This window comes from Sphingomonas sp. PL-96, from assembly GCF_020707215.1.
Classification (GTDB): domain Bacteria; phylum Pseudomonadota; class Alphaproteobacteria; order Sphingomonadales; family Sphingomonadaceae; genus Sphingomonas.
Map to the genome: position 1 here is coordinate 74300 of NZ_JAJFET010000010.1, position 23023 is coordinate 97322.

At 67.7% G+C, this 23023-nt stretch carries 18 protein-coding genes and 1 tRNA gene; 8 read left to right on the top strand and 11 right to left on the bottom strand.

The genetic code is table 11. From position 1 onward, the window contains the following. Positions 1 to 7: 7 nt before the first annotated feature. A complete protein-coding gene (pepN, locus tag LK533_RS15775) occupies positions 8 to 2617 on the bottom strand; it encodes an aminopeptidase N (RefSeq protein WP_229364027.1) in 2610 nt (869 codons plus the stop codon). Positions 2618 to 2721: 104 nt separating this feature from the next. Here pepN and LK533_RS15780 point away from each other — a divergent pair, with 104 nt between their 5' ends. The 5 genes from LK533_RS15780 to LK533_RS15800 all read left to right on the top strand — a co-directional run bounded on the left by LK533_RS15780 (position 2722) and on the right by LK533_RS15800 (position 10955). Next, on the top strand, positions 2722 to 4476 hold the full coding sequence (locus LK533_RS15780; protein ID WP_229364028.1) for a M28 family metallopeptidase: 1755 nt from the start codon (positions 2722 to 2724) through the stop codon (positions 4474 to 4476). A gap of 190 nt (positions 4477 to 4666) precedes the next feature. Beyond that, positions 4667 to 5902: an efflux RND transporter periplasmic adaptor subunit gene (locus tag LK533_RS15785; RefSeq protein WP_229364029.1), complete on the top strand. Its 1236-nt coding sequence runs from the start codon at positions 4667 to 4669 to the stop codon at positions 5900 to 5902. Positions 5903 to 5908: 6 nt separating this feature from the next. Then, positions 5909 to 9121 carry a multidrug efflux RND transporter permease subunit gene (locus LK533_RS15790; RefSeq protein WP_229364030.1) on the top strand — a complete coding sequence of 1071 codons (3213 nt, stop codon included), beginning with the start codon at positions 5909 to 5911 and terminating at the stop codon, positions 9119 to 9121. Then, positions 9118 to 10638: an efflux transporter outer membrane subunit gene (locus LK533_RS15795; protein ID WP_229364031.1), complete on the top strand. Its 1521-nt coding sequence runs from the start codon at positions 9118 to 9120 to the stop codon at positions 10636 to 10638. The genes LK533_RS15790 and LK533_RS15795 overlap by 4 nt, the downstream gene beginning before the upstream one ends. Before the next feature lie 50 nt (positions 10639 to 10688). Beyond that, positions 10689 to 10955 (top strand): hypothetical protein, encoded by a 267-nt coding sequence (locus tag LK533_RS15800; RefSeq protein ID WP_229364032.1) that lies wholly within the window; start codon positions 10689 to 10691, stop codon positions 10953 to 10955. 207 nt (positions 10956 to 11162) lie between these two features. On the opposite strand, the gene LK533_RS15805 is transcribed toward LK533_RS15800, so the two are convergent. Both LK533_RS15805 and trmB read right to left on the bottom strand, forming a co-directional pair. Further along, positions 11163 to 11390 carry a hypothetical protein gene (locus tag LK533_RS15805; protein ID WP_229364033.1) on the bottom strand — a complete coding sequence of 76 codons (228 nt, stop codon included), beginning with the start codon at positions 11388 to 11390 and terminating at the stop codon, positions 11163 to 11165. 8 nt (positions 11391 to 11398) lie between these two features. Continuing rightward, positions 11399 to 12079 (bottom strand): tRNA (guanosine(46)-N7)-methyltransferase TrmB, encoded by a 681-nt coding sequence (gene trmB, locus LK533_RS15810; RefSeq protein WP_229364034.1) that lies wholly within the window; start codon positions 12077 to 12079, stop codon positions 11399 to 11401. A gap of 317 nt (positions 12080 to 12396) precedes the next feature. On the opposite strand from trmB, the gene LK533_RS18080 reads away from it, so the two are divergent. Then, a complete protein-coding gene (locus tag LK533_RS18080; RefSeq protein WP_420705874.1) occupies positions 12397 to 12834 on the top strand; it encodes a phosphatase PAP2 family protein in 438 nt (145 codons plus the stop codon). Here the strand turns inward: LK533_RS18080 and LK533_RS15815 are convergent. From LK533_RS15815 to lnt, 4 genes are all read right to left on the bottom strand, one after another. Further along, positions 12790 to 12866, bottom strand: a tRNA-Arg gene (locus LK533_RS15815). The two genes, LK533_RS18080 and LK533_RS15815, sit on opposite strands and share 45 nt — an antisense overlap. Before the next feature lie 217 nt (positions 12867 to 13083). After that, a complete protein-coding gene (locus tag LK533_RS15820; protein WP_229364035.1) occupies positions 13084 to 14193 on the bottom strand; it encodes a hypothetical protein in 1110 nt (369 codons plus the stop codon). Positions 14194 to 14287: 94 nt separating this feature from the next. Continuing rightward, positions 14288 to 15472, bottom strand: a complete 1185-nt coding sequence (metK, locus tag LK533_RS15825; RefSeq protein ID WP_229364036.1) for a methionine adenosyltransferase — start codon at positions 15470 to 15472, stop codon at positions 14288 to 14290. 71 nt (positions 15473 to 15543) lie between these two features. Beyond that, complete coding sequence (lnt, locus tag LK533_RS15830) at positions 15544 to 17082, bottom strand: apolipoprotein N-acyltransferase (protein ID WP_229364037.1); 1539 nt, start codon at positions 17080 to 17082, stop codon at positions 15544 to 15546. A 152-nt stretch (positions 17083 to 17234) separates the two neighbouring features. On the opposite strand from lnt, the gene LK533_RS15835 reads away from it, so the two are divergent. After that, positions 17235 to 17537, top strand: a complete 303-nt coding sequence (locus LK533_RS15835) for a polyhydroxyalkanoic acid system family protein (protein WP_229364038.1) — start codon at positions 17235 to 17237, stop codon at positions 17535 to 17537. A 70-nt stretch (positions 17538 to 17607) separates the two neighbouring features. Then, positions 17608 to 18051, top strand: a complete 444-nt coding sequence (locus LK533_RS15840; protein ID WP_229364039.1) for a hypothetical protein — start codon at positions 17608 to 17610, stop codon at positions 18049 to 18051. 183 nt (positions 18052 to 18234) lie between these two features. Here LK533_RS15840 and LK533_RS15845 read toward each other — a convergent pair whose 3' ends face one another. From LK533_RS15845 to ybeY, 4 genes are all read right to left on the bottom strand, one after another. Next, positions 18235 to 19569 carry a PQQ-dependent sugar dehydrogenase gene (locus tag LK533_RS15845; protein WP_229364040.1) on the bottom strand — a complete coding sequence of 445 codons (1335 nt, stop codon included), beginning with the start codon at positions 19567 to 19569 and terminating at the stop codon, positions 18235 to 18237. Between the two features lie 163 nt (positions 19570 to 19732). Continuing rightward, positions 19733 to 21262, bottom strand: a complete 1530-nt coding sequence (locus tag LK533_RS15850) for a catalase (protein WP_229364041.1) — start codon at positions 21260 to 21262, stop codon at positions 19733 to 19735. 298 nt (positions 21263 to 21560) lie between these two features. Then, entirely contained in the window at positions 21561 to 22484 is a 924-nt protein-coding gene (locus LK533_RS15855) for a hemolysin family protein (protein WP_229364042.1), read from the bottom strand. A gap of 10 nt (positions 22485 to 22494) precedes the next feature. After that, the gene (gene ybeY / locus LK533_RS15860) at positions 22495 to 23007 is read right to left on the bottom strand and encodes an rRNA maturation RNase YbeY (protein ID WP_229364043.1); all 513 of its coding nucleotides are present in this window, start codon (positions 23005 to 23007) and stop codon (positions 22495 to 22497) included. Positions 23008 to 23023: the final 16 nt, after the last annotated feature.

The following is a 23023-nucleotide window of genomic DNA, read 5'->3' on the forward strand; positions in this document are numbered from 1 at the left end:
AACAGGTTCAGGCGGCGAGGCTCTTGCTCACCTGTTCGAGCATGTCCTTGGAGAGGCCCGGAGCGGACAGGATGCGCTCCAGTTCGGCGCGCATCGCCTGCTGCCGGGCGGCATCGAAGCGGCGCCAGCGGCCGAGCGGCGGCATCATCTTGGCCGCGGTCTGCGGATTCAGCCGGTCGAGCGCGATCAGCTGGTCCACGAAGAAGCGGTACCCACGACCGTCGGCGGCATGAAAGGCGCGCTGGTTGACCCCAAAGGCGCCCACCAGCGCCCGCGCGCGATTGGGATTGGCCAGGGTGAAGTCGCGGTGGCGGGCAAGCGCCTCCACCCGGTCGGGCGTGTCGTCGCGGGTCGAGAGCGCCTGGGTCTGGAACCATTTGTCCAGCACGAGCGGCGTGTCGCGATAGCGCTCGTAGAAGCTGTTTAGGGCAGCCTCGCGCTGTTCCCACGGGCCGTTCACCAGCGTCATCAATGCGCCCTGGCGGTCGGTCATGTTGTCCGCCTGCTCGAACTGCGCAAAGGCGAGCGCGCCGATGTCGGGCGCGCCCGAGGCGGCGAGATAGCCGAGCGCCACGGTCTTCAGGCGGCGCTTGCCCTTGGCCGCCGGCGAATATTCGAAGGCGTCGCCATTGGTGTCGGCATAAGCCTGACGCCAGTCCTGCTCCAGCGCGCGGCCGATGTCGCGGCGCAGCGCCTCGCGGGCGCGGAAGATCGCTTCCGGGTCGACGACGGGCAGCTGGTCGCCGATGAAATTGTCGGACGGCAGCAGCACCGCCTCCGCGATGAAGGCGCGGTCGAGCTCTGGGTTGCGCAGCGTCTCGCGCACGGCATCCACCACCGCGCCATGATCGCCGCGGCCGCTGGCGACGGCGGCAACGAGCGTGTCGAGCATCAGCTGCTGCATCGCCTCGTAGCGGGCGAAGGGATCGTCGTCGTGCGCGGACAGAAAGGCGAGGTCCGCGGGGGTGCGGTTGGTGTCGACGATCACAGGGGCGGAAAAGCCGCGGTTGATCGACAGCACCGGGCGTTCGGTGATGGCCTCGAACCGCAGCGTCGCCTCTGCGTCGGACAGCAGCACCAGTTGCTCGTCGCCCAGCGGCTGGCCGGTGTTGCCGCCGAACAGGCGCAGCTTGATCGGCAGCACCATCGGCTGCTTGTCGGCCTGGCCCGGCGTCGGCGGCACGGCCTGCGACAGGTGCAGCGTCGCGGTGCCGCCGCCCGGCACATGCTCAAGCGTCGCAGTCACCCGCGGGGTGCCGGCCTGCGAATACCAGCGGCGGAACTGCGCGAGATCGACGTCATTGGCCTCTTCCATCGAGGCGACGAAATCCTCGCAGGTGGCGGCAGTGCCGTCGAAGCGGTCGAAATAGCGGTCGGTGCCGGCGCGGAAGCGCTGCGGGCCAAGCATGGTGTGAAGCATCCGCACCACCTCCGCGCCCTTGTTGTAGATGGTGGCGGTGTAGAAGTTGGAAATCTCCAGATAGCTGTCCGGGCGGATTGGATGGGCGAGCGGCCCCGCATCCTCCGGGAACTGCGCGGCACGCAGGGAGCGCACGTCTTCGATCCGCTTGACGGCGGCCGAGCCCTGGTCGGCGGAGAAGCCCTGGTCGCGAAAGACGGTGAAGCCTTCCTTCAGCGACAGCTGGAACCAGTCGCGGCAGGTCACGCGATTGCCCGACCAGTTGTGGAAATATTCATGCGCGACGACGGCGGCGACCGCGTCATAGTCGTGATCGGTCGCGGTGTCCGGGTCGGCCAGGATGTAGCGCGAGTTGAAGATGTTGAGGCCCTTGTTCTCCATCGCGCCAAAGTTGAAGTCGTCGACCGCCACGATGTTGAACACGTCCAGGTCGTATTCGCGGCCATAGACGCGCTCGTCCCAGGCCATCGACGTCTTCAAGGCTTCAAGTGCGTGGCTGGTCTTGGCCAGGTCCTTCTCACGCACCCAGATGGCGAGCTGTACCTCGCGGCCGCTGGCGGTGACGAAGGTGGCGCGGTTGGCGACGAGGTCACCGGCGACCAGTGCAAAGAGATAGGAGGGCTTGGGGAAGGGGTCGTGCCATTCGGCCCAGTGGCGGCCGTCGGCCAAGTCGCCGTGCGCGACCGGATCGCCGTTGGCGAGCAGCACCGGGAAGCGCGCCTTGTCGGCGGTCATGCGCACCGAATAGCGGGCGAGCACGTCGGGCCGATCCGGGAAGAAGGTGATGCGGCGGAACCCCTCCGCCTCGCACTGGGTGCACAGGTTCCCACCCGAGGCATAAAGCCCCATCAGCTGGGTGTTGCGCTCGGGTGCGATCGCGACCTCGGTCTCGACGACATGCGCGTCGCCGTGGAGGTCGACTACCAGCGCTTCGTCGCCGTCCATGTGCCAGCGGTCGTTGCTGCCAGCGACGCCGTCGATCCCCACCGACAGCGGCTGGAGCCCGTCGCCATCCAGGCGGAGCGGGCGGGCATGGTCGCCGTTGCGGGTGACGTGCAGCTTCGCCCGGACGACCGTGCGCGCGGGATCGAGATCGAAGTCGAGCGCGATCTCCGTCACCTGCCAGTCGGGCGCGCGATAGTCGCTGCGCAGGATCGGCGCGGGCGGCTGGTCGGGGGAACGAAGTGCGTCGGCCATGGGCAAACCCTTGCAGGAGTCGATCGGGGCCGGGTGCGCGCGATTGCGTCCGCGCACGGCCGGCTGCATAGCTGTTCCATATGCCCCCGACGCCAAGGATTCCAATGCTGCGTTCCGTCCTGTCGTTCGCCTTGCTCGCCACCGCCGCTCCGATCGCCGCGCCGGCGCTGGCACAAAAGGCCAAGCCCGCGCCCGCCGCACCGGCGGCTCCCGACCTTGCCCAGCGCAATGCCGCCGCCAACGCCCCGCTGCCCGCGGATCAGGCAGCGATGAAGGCGCATGTGCTGTTCCTCGCCTCCGACGCGATGCGGGGCCGCGATGCGGGGTCGCCCGAATATGACATCGCCGCCAACTATGTGGCGTCGCAATTCTATGCGGCCGGGCTGCGGCCGGCGGGTGACCAGGGCAGCTATCTTCAGAAGGTGCCGCTGCTGAACTACAAGCCGGCCGACAAGGGCGGCGTTGCGGTCGGCGGGGAGCCGCTGGTGTTTGGGGAGGATTACATCCCGGCCGGCAATCCGGCGCAGCCGACGCTGGCGATCGACGCGCCCGTCGTCTTCGTAGGCTATGGCCTGGTTGCGCCCAGCGTCGGTCGCGACGACTATGCGGGCGTGGACGTGAAGGGCAAGATCGTCGCGGTGGTCCCCGGCACGCCGGACGGGCTGAACGGCGAGGAGCGCGCGCACTTCGGCAGCCCCGCGACCAAGGCGGTCACCGCCATGGCCAAGGGTGCGATCGGCATCGTCACGCTGGAGACGCCGGAAGCCGCCAAGCAGCGGCCCTTTGCCAAGATGGCCGAGCAGTGGAACCAGCCGCGCGTCACCTGGGCAGACCGCAACGGCATCGCGCACGTGCCGGCACCCACCACGCCGACGCTGGGCATGCTGAGCGCGGGCGCGACGGCCAAGCTGTTCGCGGGCGGATCGGTCACCTGGGATCAGGCGGCGGCATCGCTCAAGGGCTCGGCACCGTTCGAGGCGGTCGCGCTGCACAAGAACCTGTCGGTGCGGATGAGCACCACCAGCACGCCGTTCACCAGCTACAACGTCGCGGGCCTGCTGCCCGGCCGCGATCCGGCGGTCGGCGGCGAAGTGGTCGTGCTGACCGCGCACCTCGACCATGTCGGCGTCGGCACCGCGGTAAAGGGCGACAGCATCTACAATGGCGCGATGGACAATGCGGTCGGCATCGCCTCGCTGATCGAGGAGGCCAAGCGCTTCCAGGCGTCGGGCCAGGCACCGCGGCGCAGCGTGCTGTTCGTGGCGGTCACCGCCGAGGAAAAGGGCCTCGTCGGCTCGGATTATTTCGCACACAACCCGACCGTCGCGAAGTCGGCGCTGGTCGCCAACGTCAACCTCGACATGCCGATCATCACCTACAAGTTCACCGACGTGATCGCGTTCGGTGCCGATCGCTCGACCCTGGGGCCGATCGTGCGGCGTGCGGCGGCGCAGGCGGGCGCCAGCTTCTCGCCCGATCCGATGCCGGAGCAGGGGCTGTTCGTGCGTTCCGACCATTATCGCTTCGTGCAGCAGGGCATCCCCTCGGTCTTCCTGTGGCCGGGTGAGGCGGGCGCGGGCAAGGCTGCGGTCGAGAAGTTCTTTGCCGAACATTATCACCAACCCTCCGACGAGGTGGTCCAGGACCCGGCGATCGACTGGGAGTCGGGCGTCCGCTTCATCAAGGTGAACTACCAGATCGCCCGCGACATCGCCGAGGCGCCGGAGCGGCCGGTCTGGAACGCAGGCGACTTCTTTGGCACGCTTTACGGCGGGATCGGCGCGGTCGCACCGGTCGAGCCCACCACGGAAGAAGTCGGCAAGGATCGCAAGACCTTGCGACATTCGGTTACAAAGTAGCAATTGCCAGCGCGCGAAGGCGGCGGCTAACAAGGCCGCCGTCCTTGCCAGCGCCTCGGCGGGGTGGCCGACAATGCCCAGGGGCGACAGCCACGGGTATGCGGTTGGCGGCTCCGGGAAGGGCGCCCGTATCCCTGGTGCACGCCGCGACCCTGTCGCAGCGTCGCCTAACGATCAGGCTTTTGTCGCTATGCACCCGGCTTTCCCTCGCGCGTCCTTGTCCCTGCTCGCCGCGGCCCTGCTGCTGGCCGGCTGTTCGCACAAGGAGGACGAGGAGCAGTCCGGCGGCCGCGGCGCCCAGCGCGGGCCCTCCCAGGTCGGCTTCGTGGTGGTCCAGCCGACCAGCGTCGCACAAACGGTGGAGCTGAACGCGCGAGTCACCGCCTATCAGCAGTCGGAGGTGCGGCCGCAGGTCGCTGGCGTCATCCGCCGCCGCTTCTTCACCGAAGGCTCGGTCGTGCGACAGGGGCAGACGCTCTACGAAATCGACCCGCGTATCTACAGCGCCGCTGTCCAGGAAGCGCAGGCGAACGTGCAGAGCGCGCGCGCCAATGCCGAGGCGACCCGCGTCAATGCCGAGCGGCTGCGGCCGCTGGCGCAGATGGAAGCGGTGTCGCAGCAGGAATTTACCAACGCCGCCGCCGCCTCGCGTCAGGCCCAGGCCTCGGTCGCCCAGACCCAGGCGCAGCTGGAGACGGCGCGAGTCAACCTGCGCTTCACCAATGTGCCCGCCCCGATCACGGGCCGCATCGGCCGGTCGCTGGCGACCGTCGGTGCGCTGGTGACCGCCAACCAGACCGAGCCGCTGGCGGTGATCCAGCGACTCGATCCCATCTATGTCGACATCCAGCAGTCGAGCGCTGACCTGCTGGCACTGCGCCGGTCGCTGTCGAAGGATGGCGTAGCGCCTGGCCAAGCCGCGGTGCGGCTGAAGCTGGAGGACGGCAGCGACTATGGGCTGACCGGCACCGTCGAGTTCGCCGAGTCGATCGTCGATCCCAGCACCGGCACGGTGACGCTGCGCGCGCGCTTCGCCAACCCCAACGGCCTGCTGCTGCCCGGCATGTTTGCGCGGGCGGTGTTTGTCCAGTCGATCAACAGCCGCGCCTTCCTGGTGCCGCAGCCGGCGATCAGCCGCAGCCCGGCGGGCGACGCGACGCTGTTCGTGGTAGGCCCTGGCAACAAGGCGGTGCAGCGAAAGGTCGTCGCAAACCTGACCCAGGGCACCAACTGGGTCGTGACCCAGGGGCTCCAGCCCGGCGACAAGGTGATCGTCCAGGGGACCGGCAACCTGCGCCCGAACGCGCCAATCCAGCCGGTGCCTGCCAACTCGCCCCAGCGCGTGGCGCCTCCGCAAGCCGGCCAAGGTGCCCAGGGCGGGCAGGGTGGCCAGTCGGGTGCTGCTTCCCCCGCCAAGGGGGGCTGAGCCGCCATGTCCAAGATCTTCATCGATCGCCCGATCTTTGCATGGGTGATCGCGATCATCATCATGCTGGCCGGCGTGGGCGCGATCTTCAGCCTGCCGATCGCGCAATATCCCGACGTCGCGCCGCCGCAGGTCAACATCCGCGCGACCTATCCGGGTGCCAATGCGCAGACCATCCAGAACAGCGTCACCCAGATCATCGAGCAGCAGCTGACCGGGATCGACGGGCTGCTATATTTCAGCTCGACCTCCAGCTCGCGCGGGCAGGTGACGATCAGCGCCACCTTTGCCAAGGGCATCGATCCCGACATCGCTCAGGTGCAGGTACAGAACCAGGTGCAGCAGGCGCTGTCCCGCCTGCCGCAGCAGGTGCAGGAACAGGGCCTGCGCGTCACCAAGTCCAATCCCGACTTCCTGATGATCGTCGGCGTCTTTGACGAGACGGACCGCAGCACCAACGGCGACGTTTCCGACTATCTGCAGTCGAACCTCGTCGAACCGCTCGGCCGGATCGAAGGCGTTGGCGAGACCAACGTGTTCGGGTCGCAATACGCGATGCGCATCTGGCTCGATCCCGCCAAGCTCGCGAGCTACAGCCTGGTGCCGGGCGACGTCATCACCGCGGTCACCAACCAGAACACCGAGGTTGCCGCCGGCGAGCTGGGCGGACAGCCGCAGCCCAACAGCCAGCTGCTGAATGCCACCGTGACGGCCCAGGGGCGCCTCCAGACGCCCGAACAGTTCCGCGCGATCGTACTCAAGAGCCAGGGCAGCGGTGCCACCGTGCGGCTGGGTGACGTGGCCCGCGTCGAGCTGGGCCAGGAAAGCTATGCCGCGCTCAGCCGCGTCAACGCCCATCCCGGCGCCGGCGTGGCCATTTCGCTGGCACCGGGCGCCGACGCGCTCAAGACCGCCGAACTGGTGAAGGCCGAGGTCTCGCGCTTCGCCAAGGCTTTCCCGCAGGGCTATGCCTATGCCTATGCCAACGACACCACGGCGTTCATCCAGCTGTCGATCGAGGAAGTCGTCAAGACGCTGATCGAAGCGGTGATCCTGGTCGTGATCGTCATGTTCGTCTTCCTGCAGAGCTGGCGGGCGACGCTGATCCCGACGATCGCGGTGCCGGTGGTGCTGCTGGGCACGTTCGCGGTCTTTTACCTCGCGGGCTTCTCGATCAACACGCTGACGCTGTTCGGATTGGTGCTGGCGATCGGCCTGCTTGTCGACGACGCGATCGTGGTGGTGGAAAACGTCGAGCGTTTGCTCGAGGAAAATCCCGAGATGACGCCGTACGAGGCAACCATCCAGTCGATGAAGGAGATCCAGGTCGCGCTGATCGCGATCGGCATCGTCCTGTCGGCGGTGTTCCTGCCCATGGCGTTCTTTGGCGGCTCGACAGGGGTGATCTATCGCCAGTTCTCGGTCACCATCGTCGCGGCGATGGTGCTGTCGGTGCTTGTCGCGCTGATCCTGTCGCCCGCACTCACCGCGACGCTGCTGAAGCAGAAGCCGCGCGACGCGGATGGCGCGCATGTCCGCGACGGCTGGTTCGCGAACCGCTTCCCCGGCGTGGTCCACTTCGCCGATCGCGCCCGCGACGGCTTCAACACGCGCTTCGACCGGATGATCGACCGCTATGAGGGCGGGGTGAAGCGGGTCATCAATCGCAAGTGGCTGTTCCTGCTGATCTATGCCGGCGTGCTCGCGCTGCTGGTGCTGTTGTTCGTGCGGCTGCCCACCAGCTTCCTGCCGACCGAGGACCAGGGTGCCGCGCTGATCCGCTACCAGCTGCCCGCGGGCGCCACCCGCGGCCGGACCGAGGCGGTGCAGCGCGCGATCGAGGACTACCTGCTGAAGCATGAGGGCAAGAACGTCCGCACGCTGTTGACCGTCAGCGGCGGCGGCGGCGGCGGCGCGAGTGGCCAGAACACCGGGCAGGGCTTCATGAACTTCGTCGACTGGTCCGAGCGGGAAGGCAAGGAGGACAGCGCGGACGCGATCGTCGCACGCGCCTCCGTCGCCTTCCGGGGCTTGCGCGACGCGCAGGTCTATGCGCTGATCCCGCCCGCGATCCGCGGCCTTGGCCAGTCGAGCGGCTTCACCATGGAGCTGCAGAATGTGAGCGGCATGTCGGCGGAGAAGTTCGCCGAGGCACGCGACAAGCTGCTCGCCGCCGCCAATGCCGACGATAAGCTGACGGGCGTGCGCCTGACCGAGCTGCCCGACGTGGCCACGCTGCGCGTGGATCTCGACCAGCAGAAGCTGTCGACGCTGGGCCTTTCCCAGAGCGACGTGAACACGACGCTGTCGACTGCCTGGGGCGGACGCTACGTCAACGACTTCATCGATCGCGGCCGTGTGAAGCGCGTGTATGTGCAGGGCGACGCCCAGTATCGTGCCGCGCCATCGGACCTCAGCCAGTGGTTCGTGCGCACCGGCGACGGTACCATGGCGCCGTTCTCGTCGTTCGCGCGCACCTCCTGGAGCACGGCGCCGACCACGCTGTCACGCTTCCAGGGCATCCCCTCCTACGAGTTCCAGGGCGATGCCGCCCCGGGCACGAGCTCGGGCGAGGCGATGGAGCGGATCACCGCGCTTGCGGGTGAGATCCCCGGCGTCGGCGTCGCCTGGGCTGGCCTCTCGTTCCAGGAGCGGCTGTCTTCCGGCCAGGCGCCGCTGCTCTATGGCCTGTCGCTGCTGGTCGTGTTCCTGTGCCTGGCCGCGCTGTACGAAAGCTGGTCGATCCCGGTCGCGGTGCTGCTCGTCATTCCGCTCGGCCTGATTGGTGCTGTGTTCTTCGTGACGCTGCGCGGGCTGGAGAACGACGTCTATCTGCAGATCGGTCTGCTGACGACGATGGGGCTGGCGGCCAAGAACGCGATCCTGATGATCGAGTTCGCCGAGCAGGCGGAGCGCAAGGGCGCGCGCGTGATCGACGCCGCGCTGGAGGCGGCACGCATCCGTCTGCGCCCGATCCTGATGACCAGCCTCGCCTTCATCTTCGGCGTGCTGCCGCTGGCGCTGTCAACGGGTGCGGGTGCCAACAGCCGCATCGCGATCGGCACCTCGGTGATCGGCGGCATGCTGACGGCGACGATCCTGGCGATCTTCTACATCCCGCTGTTCTTCGTGCTGGTGCGCCGCGGCGTGCGCGACGGCCTGGCCAAGCTGCGGGGCAAGCCCGCCGGGCATCAGCACAAGGAGGAGCCTGCGGCATGAACATGCGGCTGATCATGATGCTGCCCTTGGTGCTGGCAGGCTGTTCGATGGACCCGAAGGACGTGCGTCCGGCCTCTCCGGTGCCGCCGTCCTGGCCGGTGGGTGACGCCTATCTGCGCCAGAGCGAGGCCGCGCTGCCGGTGGTCAGCTATCGCGACGTGTTCGTCGATCCGCGCCTGCAGACGCTGATCGGCCAGGCGCTGGCGAACAACCGTGACCTGCGGGTGGCGGCGGCCAACATCCTGACGGCACGCGCGCAGTATCGCATCCAGCGGGCGGCGCTGTTCCCGCAGGTCGATGCCACGCTCAGCTATCGGCGCTCGCGCAACGGCACCACGGCGGTGACCGGGTCGGGTGGCGGCAACGTCCTGCCCGGCACCGGCGGGAACGGCACCGGCGACGGCACGGGCACGGGCACCGACGGCGTGGTCCGCAGCGCGTCGACCAGCGAGCAGTTCGGCGCCGACCTCGGCATCACCGCGTTTGAGCTCGACCTGTTCGGGCGGCTCCGCTCGCTGAGCCGCGCACAGCAGAACCAGTATTTCGCGACAGAGGCGGCGGCGCGCGCGACTCGGCTGACGCTGGTCGCCGACATTGCCGACGCGTGGCTCACCTACGCTACCGACGCCAGCCTGCTGCGCATCGCCGAGCAGACGGTGGCGAGCGCCGAGCGTAGCGTGACGCTCACCCGTGCGCGGCTGCGTGGCGGCGTCGCGCCGCGTACCGACCTGCGCCAGGCCGAACAGATCCTCGCCACCGCCCAGGCGGACGTGGCCGAGCAGCGCACCCAATTGGCGCAGGACGTCAACGCGCTCCAGCTGCTGGCAGGCGCGCCGTTCGACCGCGCGCTGCTGCCGGGCACCATCGAGCAGGCGGCGCCCGGCGTCGTGGCGCTGCCCGCAGGCGTCGACTCGAGCGTGCTGCTGCGCCGGCCGGACGTGGTGCAGGCCGAATATCAGCTGCGCGCCGCCAATGCCGAGATCGGCGCAGCACGCGCGGCATTGTTTCCGCGCATCTCGCTGACCGGGGCGCTCGGCTTTGCAAGCAATGCGCTCGGCTCGCTGTTCGACGGCGATGCCTTTACCTATTCGGTCGCGCCTTCGGCCTCCTATTCGATCTTCCAGGCCGGCGCCGCACGCGCCAACGTCCGGCTGACGGAGGCGCAGCGCGAAGGCCTGCTCGCCGAATATGAGCGCACCATCCAGACGGCGTTCCGTGAGGTTTCCGACGCGCTTGCGCGCCAGGGTACGATCGGCGAGCAGCTGCGCGCAACGCGCGTGCAGGCCGAGGCGGCTGAGGATACGTTCAACCTCACCCAGGCGCGCTATCGCGGCGGGATCGACACCTTTCTTGCCAGCCTGGATGCGCAGCGCTCGCTGTACGAGGCGCAGCGGACGCTGGCGACCACCCGGCTGGTAGAGGCGAGCAACCGCGTGAATCTGTATCGCGCGCTGGGCGGCGACACGCTGCTGGAAGCGACCGACCACGGCCCAATTCCGGTCGCGCCGGCGGACTGAACGGAACCCTCATCGTCGGCGCCGGTTCGAGCTTCACAAGGAGACGGACCATGAGCGACAAGCAACCGATGCAGGCAGCCGGCAAGGGCGTGGCCGAGGGCAAGGACGGCGTCGACCAGGAGCGGGTGAACAGCCGCAATGCGGGCGGCGAGAGCGGCGGCGGCGCCTATCCCAACCCGCACACGGGCAAGGACGAAAAGCAGAGCGGCTTCTTCGGCCACGGCGGCCAGACCGAGATCGACTATAGCGGCACCGGCGGCGGCGAAGGCGACACCGGCACCAACGCCAATGCCGGGGCGGGCTCGAAGACGGACTGAGGCCGCCGTTCAGGCGGGTCGGAGCGAGAAGATCGCAGCGACACCTGCTTGAATGCTCAGCCGACCCCTTCTCCCGTTTGTTTCGAGCAGGGACGGAGCTCGTCGAGAGCCCGTGTCGAGAGAGCCGCAACCGGCTTCTCTAGACGCCGTCTCGACAAGCTCGACGGCTCCTCGAGACGAACGGGAGGGGGGAGAGGGGGCTCTCGCTTACCCCGCCACAATCGGATGCCGCGCGCGCAGGTCGTCGGCGACCCGCTCCACCGCCTCCACCGCGGCGCCATTGCCGGACGGGTGGATCGACCAGTTGCAATGCGAATGCGTGTCCAGGCTGTGGACGGTGATGCCGCCGATCACCAGCCGCCAGTGGCGCCGCGTGCCCCCGGCATCGCGCACCAGCGTCGTGACGAACAGGTCGAGCAGGTCGGCAGCGGTCATGGCCGTGCTCATAGCCGCAGGTAGCGGAAGTACCAGACCTCATGCCCCTGGCGCCGTGCCTTGCGCTCGTAGCGGGTCTCCGGCCAGTCGTCGGGACGGGTGAGGAAATCCTGCGCGGTCTCGACCTGCCAGGCGAAGTCGCGGCGGCCGCGCATCACCATCATCGACCAGCGGCAATAGGTGGGATCGTCGGTGCCCAGGCGGAATTCGCCGCCCGGCTTGAGCTTGGCGGCAATCATGTCGAGCGGGCCGTCGTTGACCATGCGTCGCTTGGCATGGCGCGCCTTGCGCCAGGGATCGGGGTGGAGGAGGTAGACGCGCTCCAGGCTGGCGTCCGGCACCCGCTCCAGCGCCTCCAGCGCATCGCCCATGTGCAGGCGGACGTTCTCCAGCTCCCCGTCGCGGATGTGGTTGAGCGCGCCGACGACACCGTTCAGGAACGGCTCGCAGCCGATGAAACCATGATCGGGACGCATCGCCGCCTGGCCGGCGAGGTGCTCGCCGCCGCCAAAGCCGATCTCGAACTCCAGCGGGCGGGCGTCCCCGAACAGCGTGGGCGCATCCAGCACGCCTTCGTCAGGGATGCTGACGACGGGGAGCAGGTCTTCCACCAGCGCGGCCTGGCCCTGGCGCAGCTTGTGTCCCTGGCGGCGGCCGTAGAGGCGGCGGATCGAGGTCGGATCGTTCATGGCGCGGGGCTGTAGCCGCGCATTGCGCAGGCTCCAAGCGGCGATGGAGCCACGCACGTCCCCGGGGGTTGTCTGCCGGCACGCATGGAAGGCGACGGATGAGCAACGGCAAGACGGGCAGGACGCTGGCGAAGGTGCAGCGCGCCGACATCAAGGCAGGCCATGCGGCGGCGGAATGGCGCGACCATCCGGTGGTGCGGGTGCTGAAGCAGGTGCGCGAGCTCGCCGACCAGCCGCCGCTTATTGCGCTGTCGCTGGCGACGGCAGCGGTAGGGGCCGCGCGCGGCGACCGGCGGCTGGCGCGCACCGGCGTGCGGATGCTGGCGAGCCACCTTGCCGCGACCGCGATGAAAGCAGCGGTCAAGCGCCGCGTCGACCGGGCGCGACCGCGGCTGTTCAGCAGCGAACGCGACCACCAGCTGACCCGCGGCGAGCGCAACGAAGGGCCGCACAACAGCTTCCCGTCCGGCCACACCGCCGGCGCAATGGCGGTAGGGCGTGCGATCCTGCGCGAATATCCGGAGGTGCGGGGCCGGGCCTATGCAACGGTGGCAGCGATGGGCGCGCTGCAGCTGCCGACCGGCGCGCATTTCCCGATCGACGTCGCTGCCGGCGCTGCGATCGGCCTGGGCGCGGAAGCGGCGGTCGCGCGCGTATTCCCCGACGCCGCGTTCGAGCGGGGGAGGCGTGGCGACAAGGCTGTAGGAAAATGGTGCGCCCGGAACGATTCGAACGTCCGACCCTCAGATTCGTAGTCTGATGCTCTATCCAGCTGAGCTACGGGCGCTTGGGAGGCGGTCCCCTATCCGCCACGGGACTCGAGCGCAAGCCCCCCGGGGCTGAGGCACTACTTTTTTCTGGAAGGTGGATGCGGCGTGGTGGCTGCACGGGTTCGTGAGAGCCTTCTTCACCCTCTGGAGAAAGCGGGAGTTCAGGGTTCCACGCGGCCGGCCGTAGTCTGCCTCTGAGATCGGGAGGTCCGGCAGCAACCGTTGTGCTCGGATCTACTTCGCCTTGCCATTACCGTTCCGGAAAGCTCCGGGGCTGATGTTGATGTTCCGTTTCTTGCCCCGGGTGCTGACCTGCGACGTGACCGGGCCCCTGATCACGCGCTGCATCACATGCGAGGGAGAAGGGAGCCGATCCTGCGCTTGGAAAAAGGTGGTAGCGCCCAGATCGACGAGCGATACGTTCCAGCTGGGCGCGGGAGGGTTGCTTTCAGCCCGCAGGCTATTGGCAGGACTGGGGCCGACAAGCACGCCACGTCCGGCATCCGACAGGGCGATCAAATAGTTGTCCGTCGCTTCGTTCGGTCGATAAACGCCGCCGCCCTTGAGAGCCGTCGCATCTCGGCACCAAGCGGCTCGCGGCTCAGCTGCGGTTGCTTCCTTGTCCGCAGGGTCAGTCGCCGCCGCCACGCCAACGATGGCCGTCATCAACATCGCCCTGAGATCTTCCTGTGCCGGTCGGGACTTTCCGGATGTCACCAGCGGCGTGGAACAGTTGGTGACAGGGACGGCAGCTGGTGCCGGGGCGATGTCCGCTGGCCATTCGAGCTCGGCCAGTGCCGCACGCATCGCTGTGGCGAGGCTCGCCGCTTCCAGGGTTTTCGAGGAGTAGCGTAGTTTTACCAGCCAATTGCCGAACGGCAGGATGGCGACGCCCGTGCTGCGGTAGGCGTTCTTGTTCAGGGTGTAGGTTGCGATCAGGCCGCTTGCCGTCTGCTGGCGGGGCGGCACGAAACTGGGGCCGCCCACTGCGGCAACAGGCTTGCCGTAGACGTTGGGGCGGTGCTCGATCGACCAGCGGGCGCGATCAAACCACACCGGCAACGCGCCGCTTGCCTGGCGGTAGACATAGAGGCTCAACAGCTCAGCGCGGTCAGGGCTCTCATAATTGGCCGAAACATCGAGCAGATCTCCGCCGATGGTGACTGCCTTGTTGCGCGGCGCACGGGCCAGCGTCGCGGGCAAGCGAAGTCCACTCAGATCATGCGCGTACGGCTCGTCCGAAGAAACCTTGAGCTCCTCCACCTGCTGTGCTGCGGCAGGCATGCCCGACACGGTTGCGGCCGCGGCGATCGCCAGCGTGGCCGCAAAGATGCGCTTCATCATCCTTCTCCCCCCTGTTGCGGCAAAGCTGCCATCGCGCGGGGGAAGGGACAAGCGCAAAGGCGGGGCAGCTGCGCGCCGCCCCGCCTCAGGGAACTCAGGCCAGTTCGGACTTGAGCGCGTCGACCAGGTCGGTCTTTTCCCAGGTGAACAGGTCACCCTCCGCCTTGCGGCCGAAATGGCCATAGGCGGCGGTCGGCAGGTAGATCGCCTTGTTCATGCCCAGGTGGGTACGGATGCCCTTGGGGGTCAGGCGCACGAGCTTGGGCAGAACCGCCTCGATCTTCGACTCCTCGACGGTGCCGGTGCCGTGGGTGTCGACATAGAGCGACAGCGGCTCGGCGACGCCGATGGCGTAGCTCAGCTGGATCGTGCAGCGCTTGGCGAGGCCGGCGGCAACGATGTTCTTGGCGAGATAGCGGCTGATATAGGCCGCCGAACGGTCCACCTTGGTCGGATCCTTGCCCGAGAAGGCGCCGCCGCCATGGGGTGCTGCACCGCCATAGGTGTCGACGATGATCTTGCGGCCGGTGAGGCCTGCGTCACCGTCGGGGCCGCCGATTTCGAACAGGCCGGTCGGGTTGACATAGATGTGGCTCTGGTCGGCCGGCATCCAGCCCTGCGGCAGGACGTCCTCGAACACCGTCATCACATAGTCGCGCAGCTGCTTCTGGCCGGCGTCGCTGGACAGCGCCTTGCTGTGCTGGGTGGATACGACCAACGCAGTGGCGCCGGTGGGGCGGCCGTTCTCGTACTTGAGCGTCACCTGGCTCTTGGCGTCGGGCTCCAGGAAGTCGACCACATTGGCGTGGCGGTCCTGCGCCATCTTTTCCAGGATGCGGTGCGAGTAATAGAGCGTCGCGGGCATCAGGTCGGGCGTTTCGTCGCAGGCGAAGCCGAACATGATGCCCTGGTCGCCGGCACCCTCGTCCTTGTTGCCGCTCTCGTCCACGCCTTGCGCGATGTGCGCGGACTGGCCGTGGAGGTGGCAGGCGAACTCGGCGGTCTGCCAGTGGAAGCCGTGCTGTTCATAGCCGATCTTCTTCACCGTATCGCGCGCGGCTTTCTCGATTTCGTCGAGGGTCGGGAACACGTCCTGGTTGCAGCGGACTTCGCCCGCCAGCACGACGCGCTGGGTGGTGACCATCGTCTCGCACGCGACGCGGGCGACCGGGTCGCGCGACAGGAACAGGTCGACGACGGCGTCGGAGATCTGATCCGCGACCTTGTCAGGATGGCCTTCGGAAACCGACTCGGAGGTGAAGAGATAGTTGGAACGCATGGTTTTCCCTTTTCTGGTGGGAAAGCGCGGCCGTTGCCATGCCGATATAAAGCCTTCCTTATATTCGTGCCCTAGCGGGTGCGCCGCTGGATGGCAACGCCGACCAGCGCCAGCAAAAGACCCACAATCGCCGCAATCCAGTTACCGGCGCGCGCGAACAGCGTCGGCGCGCGGGCGGGGGGCAGCGGCAGCTCGATCGCCCCGGCCTTGCCCAGGGGGATGGTGGCGAGCAGCCGTCCGTCGGCGTCGATGATCGCGGAAATGCCGGTGGGGGTGGAGCGCAGGATCGGCAGGCCCTCCTCGATGGCGCGCATCCGCGCCTGCGCCAGGTGCTGGGGCGGACCCCAGGCGCCGAACCAGGCGTCGTTGGAGGGATTGAACAGCACGCGCGGGCGATGCGCGCGATCAACGATCCGTCCGGAGAAGATGATCTCGTAACAGATCTGCATGCCCACGGGACCAAAGCCCGGCAGGGTGATCGATTGCGGTCCAGGGCCAGGGGCGAAGTCGATGTCGCCCATCACCAGACGGGAGAGACCCAGCGGCTGAAGCAGCGTGCGCATCGGCAGATATTCGCCATAGGGTACCAGATGCGCCTTGTCGTAGCGGCCGACCAGTTGCCCGCCCGGCAGGATCGCGAAGACGGAGTTGCCGCCGGAGGTCGCCTGGCCGCGGGCGTCGAACATCATGGCAGTGCCGCCCACCAGCGCCGCGTCGCGCGGGCCAAGGGCCGACGCGATTTCCGCGCGCACCAGCGCCGGGTCGGCATCGTACCAGTAGCGCGGATAGCCATCCTCGACGAAGTAATGGAGCGTACCTTCCGGCCAGACGACCAGCCGCGGGGCGGGGCCGGGGCGGCCGCTCAGCGCCAGCAGTCGGTTGAACACCGTGGCCGGATAGGCCGGGTCCGCGACTTGGTCCTGGCCGATGTTGGGCTGGACGACCCGAACCCGCGGCGCTCCGGCGGGAGCGGTGGGATCAGGCGTGTGCAGCAGCGGCCAGCTCACGGCGAGCGCCACCCCGGCGACGGCCACACCGGCCGGAAGCGCCCAGCGCCGATGCGCCGCGAGCAGCAATGCGCCGGCGGCCAGCACGGTCAGGCCGGAGAGCGCATAGGTGCCGATCCACGCCGCCAGATGGGCAATGCCCGGCACCGGCAGCCAGATCACGCCGATCGGGTTCCAGGCGTAGCCGGTAAACACCACCGCCCGCAGCCATTCGGCAAGGATCCAGGCTGCACCCGCGACGAGCGCAAAGGCGGCGTCCGGGTGCTCGCCCTTGCGCCCCAGCCGCCAGGCAAGCCCGCCGGCAAGCATCGGATAGATCGCGAGGTAGAGCGCCAGGCCCACGACCGCGAAATACCCCAGCACCGGCGGCATGCGATCCTGGAAGTCGAAGGCGTGCTGGATCCAGTTGTTGCCGATGGTGAAATGCCCCACCCCGAACAGCCAGGAGCGCCACAACGCAGACTTCAGGCTGGGGGCCGCATGGACGCAATGCAGCCACAGCGCGAAGGCAAGCAGGGTGAGCGGCCACCATTGGAGCGGCGCGAAGCCGAGCGCCGAGACGGCACCGGCAAGAAGGACGAGCAGGGCAGGGGGAAGACGCACGCGGCGGATATCGTGCGCTTTGCGGGCGCGGGCAAGCGGTTCGCGTCGCGGCGGAGTGCAGTGCGGCAATGCGTCAACCGGCTTCCGGGGAAACGCGCCGTCGTCCAAGGCGTTCTGCGATCAACCCTGTTTCCAAGGTGAAGGACTCCTAAGTGAACGATCCCGTAACTGTCGACATTCCCCACAAGCTGGGCCGCGAGGGCGCCCGGACCCGGATTGAGGCGGGGCTGGGAAAGCTCGGCGCCATGTTCCCCGGCGGCAGCGTCACCGAGCATCATTGGGAGGGCGACACGCTTTCGTTCACCGTGCAGGCGATGGGTCAGCGGGTGGCGAGCCGGCTGGAGCTGTTCGATGACCGCGTGCATGCGCAGCTGGACCTGCCGCCCTTCCTGCGCCTGTTCGCCGACAAGATCCGGTCCAAGTTGCAGAAGGACGGGCCAGCGTTGCTGAAGTAGCGCGCAAGTCGAGGTGGTGCTCGGGAACTCGGCCCATCTCGTTTCGGTTGTGCAAGGGTAGGAGAAGCCCATGAAAGCACCGTTCTTCGTCCTGACCGCAGCCTCAGCACTGGCTGCCTGCTCGAACGATACGCCGGAGACGAACCAGGTTGCACTTCCCGTCGGCACTCAGATCGCCGACAATGGCGTCGTCGCCGCGCCACCGCAGGGTAGCGAGCCCAACATCCCGGTGGCGACCGGCGTCGGCACCGCATTTGGCCTGACCAAGCGGCAGCTGGAGGACGCAGAACTGCTGGGCGCCAACAATGCCGAACTCGCGGAAGTGGAGCGCACGACGACCGATGCGCAGGGCAACGTCAACGGCCTGGTGGTCGAGATCGATGCGGAGCCTGATCGTACCGTGCTGTTGCCGCTCCACGGCCTGGAGCCGGTGTCGGTGAACGGCCAGTGGCACCTGCGCGCCAAGACGCTGACGCGGGAGCAACTGCTGACCCTGCCCGAGGTGAAGGAGTAGGCGGGCCCCTCATCCGTTCTCCATCATGCTGACGCAGGTCAGCATCCAGACACGCAGCGCCTGATCCTCCGGCCCGGGCGGCAATCTCCGTGCTCCTGCGCAGGCAGGAGCCCAGGGTTTCGCGCGCCAAGCGCTGTTGTTCTGCTTGGCCCTGGGCTCCTGCCTGCGCAGGAGCACGTGCCCTCAGTGCGCGCCGGCTGCGCTGACCCGCCAGATCACGTTGCCGACGTCATCCGCCACCAGCAGGCCGCCGGTGCGGTCGGTGATGACGCCGACCGGGCGGCCCTGCGCCTCGCCATCCTTGTTCAGGAAGCCGGTCAGCACGTCGATGGGCTTCACACCCTTCACCGGGAAGCCGTTGGCGGCGAACGGCACGAACACGACCTTGTAGCCCGACGGCGGCACGCGGTTCCACGAGCCGTGCTGGCCAATGAAGGCGCCGCTGGCAAAACGCTGCCCGAGCTTCGCGTCGCCCGCAAAGGTGAGGCCCAGCGAGGCGGTGTGAGCGCCCAGCGCATAGTCGGGGCGGGCGACATATTCGCGCAGGTCCGGCCGCTGCGGCTGGACGCGATCGTCGATGTAGCCACCCCAATAATGCCAGGGCCAGCCGTAGAAGCCACCGAACTCGACTCGCGTCATATAGTCGGGCGGCATGTCGGACCCGATCATGTCGCGCTCGTTGACCACGGTCCACAAGGCGCCGGTCTGCGGTTCGAACGCCATGCCGTTGGGATTGCGCAGGCCGCTGGCATAGATGCGGAACTTCTTCACCAGCGGGTCGACCTCCAGGATCGTCGCGCGGTTCTTTTCGACGTCGAGCCCGTTCTCGGCGATGTTGGAGGCGGAGCCGACGGTCACGAACAGCGTCGGGCCGTCCGGGTTCACGACGACGTTGCGCGCCCAGTGGTTCGCGCCGCCGGGCAGGTCGACGACCTTTTCGGGCTGGGCGGTGATGCGGGTCTGGCCCAGCTGGAAGGGGAAGCGCACCAGCGCATCGGTGTTGGCAACGTAGAGCCACTTGTCCACCACCGCCATGCCGAAGGGCGAGTTGAGCCCGGTCAGCAGTGCGGAGCGCTGTTCGGCGACGCCGTCCCCGTCGGCGTCGCGCAGCAGCGTGATGCGGTTGGCGGATGGCACGCCCGCGCCGGCCCTGCCCATGAACAGGCCCATCACCCAGCCCTTGAGCCCACCGCCCTCGCGCGGCGGCGAGTTGCTCTCCGCCACCAGCACATCGCCGTTCGCCAGGCGATAGAGCCAGCGCGGGTGGTCGAGGCCACGCGCGAACGGCTGGACGCGCAAGCCTGCGGCCGGCGTCGGCATGGCGTTGGCGCTCCAGCCGATCGGCTTGGCGATGCGGACGGTGGGCACGGTCTGTTCGCGCGCGCGGCTCAGCTGCGGCTGGGCGCCGGTCACGGCCTGTTCGGGCAGCTCCGCCCGGTCGGGGCTGAACAGCCACCAAAGGAACGCGATCAGCAGGACAAGGGCAATGGCCGCGATGCGGATCAGGTGTTTGCGCATGGCGTGAGGATTAGGGGCGACCTGCCGCCGCGCCAACGAAAAACGCGCCGCCGACGGATGGGAGAATCCCGTCGACAGCGCGCTCCACGGCGCTGCGCCTGTCGGCGGCAGCGCATTCGGGCGGCGGGAATGGGGGAGGCGCCGCCCGTACTCCGGATCGGACCTATTTGGCGGCGTCGGCCAGCGCCATGCGGTCCATGTCCTTTTGCGTCTCGCGGTCCTCTTCCGACTTGCTCATCGTCGCCAGCCGTTCGCGGATGCGTTCGGCCAGGTTGGCGTCGACCGCTTCGAAATGGCCCAGCTGGCGGTCGATGATGAACTGCGGAATGCCGTGCATCGCCTCGGCGATGTTGCTGGCGGTGCGGGCTTTCTGGTCCTCGTCGAACAGGTTCCACAGGTCGCGCGGCTGGCGGAAGTCGTCATTGCCCTCGCTGTGATCCCAGTGCCAGGCGGTGCCCTCTACCTTGAGCGGCGGCTCCTTGTAGCGCGGGTCCTCGACCGGGCCGCCGAACGAGTTGGGCTCGTAATAGGCGTCCGGATAGTCCTGGTTGGTGTCCTCCATGAAGCGGAGCAGACCGTCCTTGTGATAGGTGTGCACCGGCACGTGCGGACGGTTGACCGGCAGCGCCTCATAATGGGTGCCCAGCCGGTGACGATGCGCATCGGCATAGGAAAAGATGCGCGCCTGCAGCATCTTGTCGGGCGAGAAGCTGATCCCGCGCACGACGTTGGACGGGCTGAACGCCGCCTGCTCGATCTGCGCGAAGTAATTTTCCGGATTGCGGTTCAGCTCGATCTCGCCGACCTCGATCAGCGGATAGTCGCCGTGCGGCCAGACCTTGGTCAGGTCGAACGGATTGTACCAGTGCTTGCCGACGTCTTCCTCGGGCATGATCTGGACGAACAGCTTCCACTTCGGGAACTCGCCACGGTGGATCGTGCCGTATAGCTCTTCCTGGAAGCTCTCGCGGCTCTTGGCGATAACTTCGCTGGCTTCCTTGTTGGTGTAGAACTTGTGGCCCTGCTGGGTCTTGAAGTGGAACTTCACCCAGTAACGCTCGCCTGCATCGTTCCAGAAGGAATAGGTGTGGCTGCCATAGCCGTTCATGTACTGCGGGCCCTGCGGCAGGCCGCGGTCCGACATCAGGATCAGCAGCTGGTGCATCGACTGGGGCTCAAGGCTCCAGAAGTCCCACATCGCAGTCGGGCTGCGCATGTTGGTGCGCGGGTGGCGCTTCTGCGTGCGGATGAAGTCCGGGAACTTGCGCGGGTCGCGGACGAAAAACACCGGCGTGTTGTTGCCGACGAGGTCCCAGTTGCCCTCCTCGGTATAGAATTTGAAGCTGAAGCCGCGCACGTCGCGCTCGGCATCGGCCGCACCCTGCTCACCGGCGACGGTCGAGAAGCGCAGCAGCATGTCCGTCTGCTTGCCGATTTCGGAAAAGATCTTGGCGTTGGTGTATTTGCTGATGTCGTGGGTGACCGTGAAGGTACCGAACGCGCCCCAGCCCTTGGCATGGACCACCCGCTCGGGAATGCGCTCGCGGTTCTGGTGAGTCAGCTTCTCGATCAGCTGATAGTCCTGCAGCAGCAGCGGGCCGAAACGCCCGACCGTGAGGGAATGCTGGTTGTCCCCGACCGGCGCACCAGCAGAAGTGGTGAGCGTCGGGCGCTTCTTTTCGGCATCGGCCATGGCACGTCTCCTGATCGTCTGGGCACGTTGGTGCCGCAGTCGATGCAATGTCTCAAACGCAGAGAAGTGCCGACTGTGATCGGATTTGGCGATGGCGCTAGGGATTGCTGCGGTGAAGGGCGGCACTGCGCGTGCCGCCGGCGCATCCCCGCGCAGGCGGGGATCCAGGGCCAAGCAGAACGGCCTGCGCTTAGTAACCCTGGGCTCCTGCCTGCGCAGGAGCACGGAGAAGGAAGTGCGAAGTTGGGTACGTTGTCCCTCGTCGAAACCGGGAGGCCGTCCCGCGGCGGCCCCTCCGCTATTCCTCCTCGACCTCTTCCGCCACTGGCGGATGGAGCCGCAGGCGGGTGACGCGGCGCTCGTCGCCGTCGACGATCTCCAGCGTCCAGCCGCTCGAGTGGACCAGCCGCTCGCCTGGCTTGGGGACATGGCCGGCGAGCACGAAGGCGAGACCGCCCAGCGTCTCGACATCCTCCTCCACCTCGCCAAGCCGCGGGTCGATCAGTTCGGCGGCGTCCTCCAGCTCGGCGCGCGCATCGGCGTCCCAGCTGCCGCCGTCGATGGGGATCATCAGCTCGGTCGGAGCCTCGTCATGCTCGTCCTCGATCTCGCCGACGATCTCCTCGATCAGGTCCTCGATGGTGATGAGACCTTCGGTGCCCGAATATTCGTCCAGCACCACCGCCAGATGGGTGCGGCTGGAACGCATCTGCGCGAGCAGGTCGAGCGTACCCATGGACTGGGGGACATAGAGCGGCTGACGCATCAGCGCGGTGATGCTCTCGGGCGGCGCACCCTCGCGCGCCAGGATCGCGAACACGTCCTTCACATGGATCATGCCGATCACATGGTCGAGCCGCTCGCGATAGACGGGCAGGCGGCTGTGGCCCGCCTCCGCAAAGATCTGCACCAGTTCGGCGAACGGCGTCGATTCCTCGACCGCGACGATGTCGGCGCGCGGCACGCCCATGTCGCCGGCATCGCGCTCGCCGAAATGCAGGATGTTGCGGACCATCTGCCGCTCGATAGGGGCAAGGTCGCCGGCGACGGGGCGGGCCTCTTCCTCCTCATGCTCGGTGATGACTTCCTCGATCCGCCCGCGGAGCGTTTCGTTATGTTCCTCGCCGAAGAGCAGGGCGCGGATGCCCCGCCATATGCCGCCTTCTCCTGCGGCCTGGCTACTGTCGCCCCCCGGGGCGGCGCTACTGGAACCGTCAGTCATCGAAGTCTCGTCAATCCTCTCGAACGGAATAGGGGTCGTGCAGGCCGAGCTGGCGCAGGGTTTGGCGTTCGATCTCCTCCATCGCCTCCGCCTCGGCCTCGTCCTGATGGTCATAGCCTAGCAGGTGCAGGCAACCGTGGACAATCAGATGGGTTGCATGGTCGGCAACCGGGATGTTGCGCTCTGCCGCTTCCGCCACGCACACGCCATGGGCGAGCACGATGTCGCCCAGCAGCACCTCGCCATCGTCGGAGTTCTGCGTGACGGTGTCGAGCAGGTCCGGCTGGATCATCGGGAAGGACAAGACGTTGGTCGGCTTGTCCTTGCCCCGATACTGGCGGTTGAGCGCGTGCACCTCGTCGTCGGACGTGAGGCGGATCGCCACCTCGATCGCCGCCGGATCGGTCGACCAGCCGGCATAGGGCGTGCGCGCGAACGCCGCCTCGGCCGCACGGGTGGCGAGCGCTTCCCAGTCGAGGTCGCTGGGCCACTCGCCCTCTGGCAATACGGCGATATCAAGCATGCGGCGTCTTCCGGTT

Coding starts and splice junctions, on each gene's coding strand:
- LK533_RS15780 (WP_229364028.1), top strand. CDS start 2,722: ATGCTGCGTTCCGTCCTGTCGTTCGCCTTGCTCGCCACCGCCGCTCCG.
- pepN (WP_229364027.1), bottom strand. CDS start 2,617: ATGGCCGACGCACTTCGTTCCCCCGACCAGCCGCCCGCGCCGATCCTG.
- LK533_RS15795 (WP_229364031.1), top strand. CDS start 9,118: ATGAACATGCGGCTGATCATGATGCTGCCCTTGGTGCTGGCAGGCTGT.
- LK533_RS15820 (WP_229364035.1), bottom strand. CDS start 14,193: ATGATGAAGCGCATCTTTGCGGCCACGCTGGCGATCGCCGCGGCCGCA.
- LK533_RS15855 (WP_229364042.1), bottom strand. CDS start 22,484: ATGACTGACGGTTCCAGTAGCGCCGCCCCGGGGGGCGACAGTAGCCAG.
- LK533_RS15845 (WP_229364040.1), bottom strand. CDS start 19,569: ATGCGCAAACACCTGATCCGCATCGCGGCCATTGCCCTTGTCCTGCTG.
- LK533_RS15850 (WP_229364041.1), bottom strand. CDS start 21,262: ATGGCCGATGCCGAAAAGAAGCGCCCGACGCTCACCACTTCTGCTGGT.
- LK533_RS15800 (WP_229364032.1), top strand. CDS start 10,689: ATGAGCGACAAGCAACCGATGCAGGCAGCCGGCAAGGGCGTGGCCGAG.
- LK533_RS15785 (WP_229364029.1), top strand. CDS start 4,667: ATGCACCCGGCTTTCCCTCGCGCGTCCTTGTCCCTGCTCGCCGCGGCC.
- LK533_RS15790 (WP_229364030.1), top strand. CDS start 5,909: ATGTCCAAGATCTTCATCGATCGCCCGATCTTTGCATGGGTGATCGCG.
- metK (WP_229364036.1), bottom strand. CDS start 15,472: ATGCGTTCCAACTATCTCTTCACCTCCGAGTCGGTTTCCGAAGGCCAT.
- trmB (WP_229364034.1), bottom strand. CDS start 12,079: ATGAACGATCCGACCTCGATCCGCCGCCTCTACGGCCGCCGCCAGGGA.
- LK533_RS15840 (WP_229364039.1), top strand. CDS start 17,608: ATGAAAGCACCGTTCTTCGTCCTGACCGCAGCCTCAGCACTGGCTGCC.
- LK533_RS15805 (WP_229364033.1), bottom strand. CDS start 11,390: ATGACCGCTGCCGACCTGCTCGACCTGTTCGTCACGACGCTGGTGCGC.
- LK533_RS18080 (WP_420705874.1), top strand. CDS start 12,397: ATGCTGGCGAGCCACCTTGCCGCGACCGCGATGAAAGCAGCGGTCAAG.
- ybeY (WP_229364043.1), bottom strand. CDS start 23,007: ATGCTTGATATCGCCGTATTGCCAGAGGGCGAGTGGCCCAGCGACCTC.